This window comes from uncultured Campylobacter sp., assembly GCF_937997595.1.
Taxonomy (GTDB): domain Bacteria; phylum Campylobacterota; class Campylobacteria; order Campylobacterales; family Campylobacteraceae; genus Campylobacter_B.
The window spans coordinates 1-5750 of sequence record NZ_CALKTS010000128.1; the positions used below are offsets into that span (position 1 = coordinate 1).

The window sequence follows — 5750 nt, forward strand, 5'->3', positions numbered from 1 at the left end:
CAAAGCTACATAGCGGCGGGGAATTTTTACTGGAACAGCGGCATGTTTATGTTCAAAGCCGGCGTATTTCTAAGCGAGTTAAAGGCGTATAGTCCTGAAATTTACGAAGCTTGCGTCCGTGCGTACGAAAATTCTAACGCGGAAAATCCGATTAGAATTAAACTCCCCGATATACAAGAGATCCCCGCAGATAGCATTGATTATGCGGTTATGGAGCGCACGAGTCTTGCTAAGGTCGTGCCTGCAGACATCGGCTGGAGCGATCTGGGAAGCTTCGATAGTTTAGACGCCGAGCTGCCTAAAGACGCGAACGGCAACACCGCTGTCGAGCAAAATATCACTCTAAATTCTAAAAACAATCTCATCATCGGCTCGGGCCGCACGATAGCCGCCATAGACATCGAGGATCTCGCTATCGTCGATACCAAGGACGCCCTGCTCGTATGTAAAAAAGGCTCTACTCAAAAGGTAAAGCAGGTGGTGGAGCGGCTGAGGGATAGCGATCTGGCGCGCGTGCACGTAACGACGCACCGCCCGTGGGGCAGCTACACTGTGCTCGAAGATGAGCGCGGCTACAAGATCAAGCGTATCGTCGTTAAGCCCGGCAAGCGGCTATCGCTGCAGAAGCACTACCATCGCAACGAGCATTGGATCGTCGTTAGCGGCACCGCGACCGTGACCGTGGGCGAGCGAAATTTCTTGTTGCGCGAGAACGAATCTACGTTCATTAGAATGGGCGAGGTTCATCGCCTCGCAAACGAAGGCAAAATCCCCGTCGTGCTAATCGAAGCTCAAGTCGGCAGCTACACCGGCGAGGACGATATCGTGCGCCTGCAAGATGATTTTAATAGGAGCTAGGATGAAAAAGCAACTCTGCGTTTTGATAATCTTGACTGTCGATATTTTCGGCATCTGGCTTTGCTTCGGACTTGCCGTGGTGCTTAAAAATTTGCTCTACGGCGATAGCGTGCTGCTGGACATTGGCAGGTATCAGGGATTCGCGCCGTCCTACGCCATAATGATATTTCTATTTTTTTATCAGGGGATCTATTCGAGGCGATATGATTTTTGGCATGAGAGTAGAATTTTAGTGAGAAGCTGCTTTTTTGGGCTTTTGCTAAGCCTAGCGCTACTTGCTTTAATCAAAGTCAATTACGAATTTTCGCGTGCCAGCTTTATTTTGAGCTTTGCCTTTATGGCGGTGGTTTTGCCTCTTTGTAAGCTCATAACGAAAAGGAAGCTTTTTAAATTTGGATTATGGCGAAAGAGGGCGAAAATTTTAGGCGAGGGCGAGGAGTTTGAAAGCGCCGTCTTAGAAAGCGCGTATTTAGGATATGTTAGAGCTCTTGGCGGCGATTACGACGTGTTGTTTATCGGCGGAAGCAGGCTTGATGCGAAAGCCTTGAACGAGCTTATCAAGCATAATATCAGAAAGAACAAAGAAATTTTATTCACCCCCGTGCTGCGCTCATACGACTTTACGCAGGCAGATATTTACAGCGTTTTTGCCTCGCGCACCAGCCTCTTTGCGATACGAAATTCTCTGAAAAGCCCTTTAAATTTAGCTCTTAAACGCGGGCTTGATTTGGCGCTAATTTTCTTAGCGCTTCCTTTGCTAGTGCCGATTTTCGGCGTAATCGCGCTGATGATGAAGCTAAAAGAGCCCACAGGGAGCATATTTTTTTCGCATCAAAGAATGGGGCTTGGCGGTAAGCCGTTTGGTTGCCTGAAATTTCGCTCGATGAAAGAAAACGGTGATGAAATTTTAGCCCAGTATCTAAAGCAAAATCCGCAAGAGGTGGAGTATTTTGAAAAATATCATAAATACGAGCACGATCCGCGCATCACGAAGCTGGGCGATTTTTTGCGCAAAAGCTCGCTAGATGAGCTTCCGCAGCTGATCAATGTCCTAAAGGGCGAAATGAGCATCGTAGGTCCTCGCCCGTGCGCGCAGTACGAGCGCAAGGATATGGGCGAATACGCCGATCTAATCCTAGCCGTTAAGCCCGGCATTACTGGGTTTTGGCAGGTGAGCGGGCGCAGCGATGTGGATTTTGCGACTAGGGCCGGTATGGATACGTGGTATATGAAAAACTGGTCGATCTGGAACGACATCGTAATTATTTTAAAAACCTTCAAAGTCGTTTTAGCACGTGAAGGGGCAAGCTGATCGGTTATCGAATCCTTAAGGCAGGTTCTTTCTTTTGAGATAAATTTTAAATTTAATACGGCGCTTCGATCGAGATATTGGAATCGCCCGGGTTTCAATTTCGCCACGATTAAAATACATATACACAAACAATGCGAGCGCGCGGCAATAGCTAGGAATTTGCGGCGCAAAATTTGAAATTTTGAAATTTCATCGCATGCTTGCGTAAAATAAGACTATGCAAAAATGGTGATAGTTTAATGCAGACGACCAAGATTATGTAGTATCGCGGGAAAAGTATTAGCCGTTAATCATATTGTTTAAGCACACATAAAAATAGCGCTACCTGATAAATTTCACTGCCGCTTTCCGCTTTTGCGCGAATACTACTATGTAAAATTTACGCAAAGCAGATGAATTTTATCCTCGTTTCCGCGTTGACATATTTTAAAATTTTAAAATGCCTATTTTGCAAAAGCGACAGCTATTTTAAAATTTAGGTAATTTGTAGATAAAATTTTGATCTATTTGAGCAGTAAAAATGGTGTCCCGTGTAGGATTCGAACCTACGGCCGCCTGATTAAGAGTCAGATGCTCTACCAACTGAGCTAACGAGACAGGAACTATAATTGTAGTGATAAAAATATAAAAAACTGATTAAATTTTATAAAAATTTCGTTAAATTTCATAAAATTTTATTCGGTCTTTATATACCTAATAACTCATAAAAATTAAATAAATACTTTAGTAAAGAACCAATAAATCTTTTTAAAATAACCTATGCACTTCGATTTCACATCTCGGCGCTCTTGCGCAAACTCAACGCAAAGTCCAAAACAAGAAGCCCCATAAGCGGGGCTTAACTCGATAATTTATTTTGCTTTTTTAGCCTTTTTGCTTCGCGTAGCCTTAGCATGAGTTCTAGGAGAGCGGTTTGAGATGATCGGCTTACCGTCAGGATATTTTTTCTGCACGTGATTTACAGGTATCGCCGCACTGCTGCTAGCACCGTATTTCTCGCCGTTTGTGAAATACTTCCTCATCACTTCTTTCCATCTTTTTGCGTATTTATTCGCGCGCGGAGAGTCATTTAAGATGTCCTCGTAGTCGTAAATTCTCTCATAGAAGTCGTTAGTTAGTTGATCGTCGATAGTGATTCTGCCGTTGTCAATCGATACGCCTAGGTAGACGCCTGTTTGCTCGCCCGGGCTTACCATCCATGCAGAAATATCAGGTAGATCGGTTGCGCGACCGGTTCTTCTACCTACGCCGCCTGCTGCGGCACCTACATTGATCTCAAGGGTGTCTGTGCCGGTAAAAATGTCTTGATATGACTTCGTAGTATGGAAGATCATCACAATGTCGCTCGTCTCGTAGCCTGCCTGTAAGCCTACGCCGTAGCCTTTATATTTGATAAAAATCGGCGAACTCCACTCGCCATTCTCGCCTTTGACGCTAAAAATTCCATCGCCGTACTGCAGCGATGCGCCCGCAGCTAAACGTTTTACGTCGGTTAGGATTGCGACGGCTTTGGCGCTAGTCAGATAGCGCTCATCGGTGCCGAAGTTATTAGCCGCTACGAAAGATCTAACAACGTTAGTCGCTGCTATAACCTCTTGATTTGCCACGACGTCCGCGTGCAAAAGACCGCAAAGTGCAACAGATGCTAGAAGCAAAAACTTTTTCATCATTTAATCCTTTTAAAATTGAATTTTCGTTATTATAACAGCAATTTCATTCTTTTTAGCTAATTTTTAACAAAAAATTGATGAAAAATAACGAATTTTGGAAAATTTATGAAATTTCTAGCTATTTTTGCACTTTTGGCGATCAAAATTTTCGCTTTAGACATAGTAAACGGTGATGTTGTTATCTTAAAATTAGATAAAAGCACGACCGAGTTGAGCTTTGGCTTAAAGCAAATTCCTCTCATCGTGGCTCCAAATTCTAACGATAAAATCGCCGTTTTAGCAGCGAATTACCGTGCTAAGGGAGATTTCTCACTGCGAATAGTAGATCAAAGCGGCAGCCGCGAGCAGATCGTCGCTTTGAAAAAGGGCGAGTACAAAAAAGAGACCTTAAGCGTCGCTCCTGGCAAAGTTAAACCGCCCAAAGAAGCCGCCGCGCGTATCAAAAAAGAGCTCGACGAAGCCAACGCGATCTATGCGATTACCACGCCGCGCTATCTTTTTTCCACGCCGTTTGAGCTGCCTTTAAACTCCAAAATAACCTCTGCATTCGGCAATGCCCGCACTTTCAATGGCGAGCTTAAAAGCTATCACAGCGGCACCGATTATCGCGCCGCAGTAGGCACTGCGGTGCGCGCCGCCAACGACGGGGTCGTAGTCATCGCCAAAGACCGCTACTACGCGGGCGGCTCGGTCGTGATCGATCACGGCGGCGGCATCTATTCGCAGTATTATCATCTAAGCGAGATCAAAGTGGCGCTTGGCGATCACGTTCACAAAGGCGATGAAATCGCGCTTTCGGGCGAGAGCGGTAGAGTTAGCGGCCCACATCTGCACTTCGGCATCGCGATCAACGGCGTGAGCGTCAATCCGCTAAGCTTCGTCGCTAAATTTAACGAAGTGGTTTTTGGCGAGCGCTAAAATGCCCTACAATCCGAAGGAGTTGATGAAAAAAATTCTCGCAGGCAGCGATTTTAAGCTAAAAGGCTCGGTCAAGGGTCGCGTGCGCGTCGCGAGTAGGGACGGAGCGATCGTAAATTTTACCGCCGCAGACTTCGGCGTGCAGAGCCTAAACGACAAAATTTCGCTCAGTGGCGAGCAGTTTGAGCGTTTTAGAGCTAGAATTTTTGGGATTTTAAACTCTGGCGGACGCGAGCTTGCAGGCAGGCTCACGCTCTCTTCTACGCCCAAAAAGAAAGCCCGCGCAGATCGTCTCCGCACGGCGGATGGCTATGCGGAGCTTGACGACGCCTGCGATTTTGGTAGCTTTTGCGAAGGAGATTTGGGCGTAGTTTCGCCTGAGGAGGATGACAGCTTGGCAAAGACTTCGTATGCCACAAATGCAAGGCGCGGCGAGCGAGATTTTTCTGCGCGCAGCGCTCAGAGTGCGCAAGGCTTTACTTCTAGGGCAGAATTTCAAGATGTTTCGCAAGCAGAATTTTATGGCGCAGCTCGGGCGGAATTTTGCGCAGATACCGCGTGGGATACGACGCGCGAGAATTTAATTTTGCAAAATGATGCTGCGCAGGATGACATGAGTGTGGGGCTCGCCGCTAGTTTCGAAGAGAGTGAAAATGCGAGGAGTGAAAAATTTATGCTGCAAAGCTCTGCGCCTGCGAATTCTGCCAAAGGGCAAAGCTTCATTCCTGCATCGCGAAATTTTATTTCCGCGCAAAGCTCTGCGCTCGTGAAAGATTCCGTATTTAAGGCGCAAAATTCTAATTTTATGGCGCAAGCGGAGAATTTTGCAGCTGAAAATTCGTTTGTAGCAGAGCAGGACGCGGACTTACGAAGTAAAAATTCTACGGCGCAAGGCTCTGCATCAAAAAATTCCACTTTCGCAAATTCTGCGCTTGATATAAAGTGCGCAAATGATTGTGGGCCTCAAGGCTCCGAGTTTTCTAAGGGGCAAA

General features: G+C 46.2%; 5 protein-coding genes and 1 tRNA gene. 4 read left to right on the top strand and 2 right to left on the bottom strand.

Going from position 1 to position 5750, the window contains the following annotated elements; all coding sequences use genetic code 11:
* The coding region (locus Q0614_RS04500; RefSeq protein WP_298786840.1) for a sugar phosphate nucleotidyltransferase at positions 1-858 on the top strand (858 nt) is incomplete at its 5' end.
* 1 nt (position 859) lies between these two features.
* On the top strand, positions 860-2170 hold the full coding sequence (locus Q0614_RS04505; RefSeq protein WP_298786842.1) for a sugar transferase: 1311 nt from the start codon (positions 860-862) through the stop codon (positions 2168-2170).
* Between the two features lie 521 nt (positions 2171-2691).
* Here the strand turns inward: Q0614_RS04505 and Q0614_RS04510 are convergent.
* Both Q0614_RS04510 and Q0614_RS04515 read right to left on the bottom strand, forming a co-directional pair.
* Positions 2692-2767 (bottom strand) — tRNA-Lys (locus tag Q0614_RS04510).
* Between the two features lie 254 nt (positions 2768-3021).
* Entirely contained in the window at positions 3022-3837 is an 816-nt protein-coding gene (locus Q0614_RS04515) for a lipid-binding SYLF domain-containing protein (protein WP_005872227.1), read from the bottom strand.
* Positions 3838-3945: 108 nt separating this feature from the next.
* On the opposite strand from Q0614_RS04515, the gene Q0614_RS04520 reads away from it, so the two are divergent.
* Both Q0614_RS04520 and Q0614_RS04525 read left to right on the top strand, forming a co-directional pair.
* Complete coding sequence (locus Q0614_RS04520; RefSeq protein ID WP_298786844.1) at positions 3946-4758, top strand: M23 family metallopeptidase; 813 nt, start codon at positions 3946-3948, stop codon at positions 4756-4758.
* A 25-nt stretch (positions 4759-4783) separates the two neighbouring features.
* A partial coding sequence (locus Q0614_RS04525; RefSeq protein WP_298786846.1) for a hypothetical protein occupies positions 4784-5750 on the top strand: 967 nt, incomplete at its 3' end.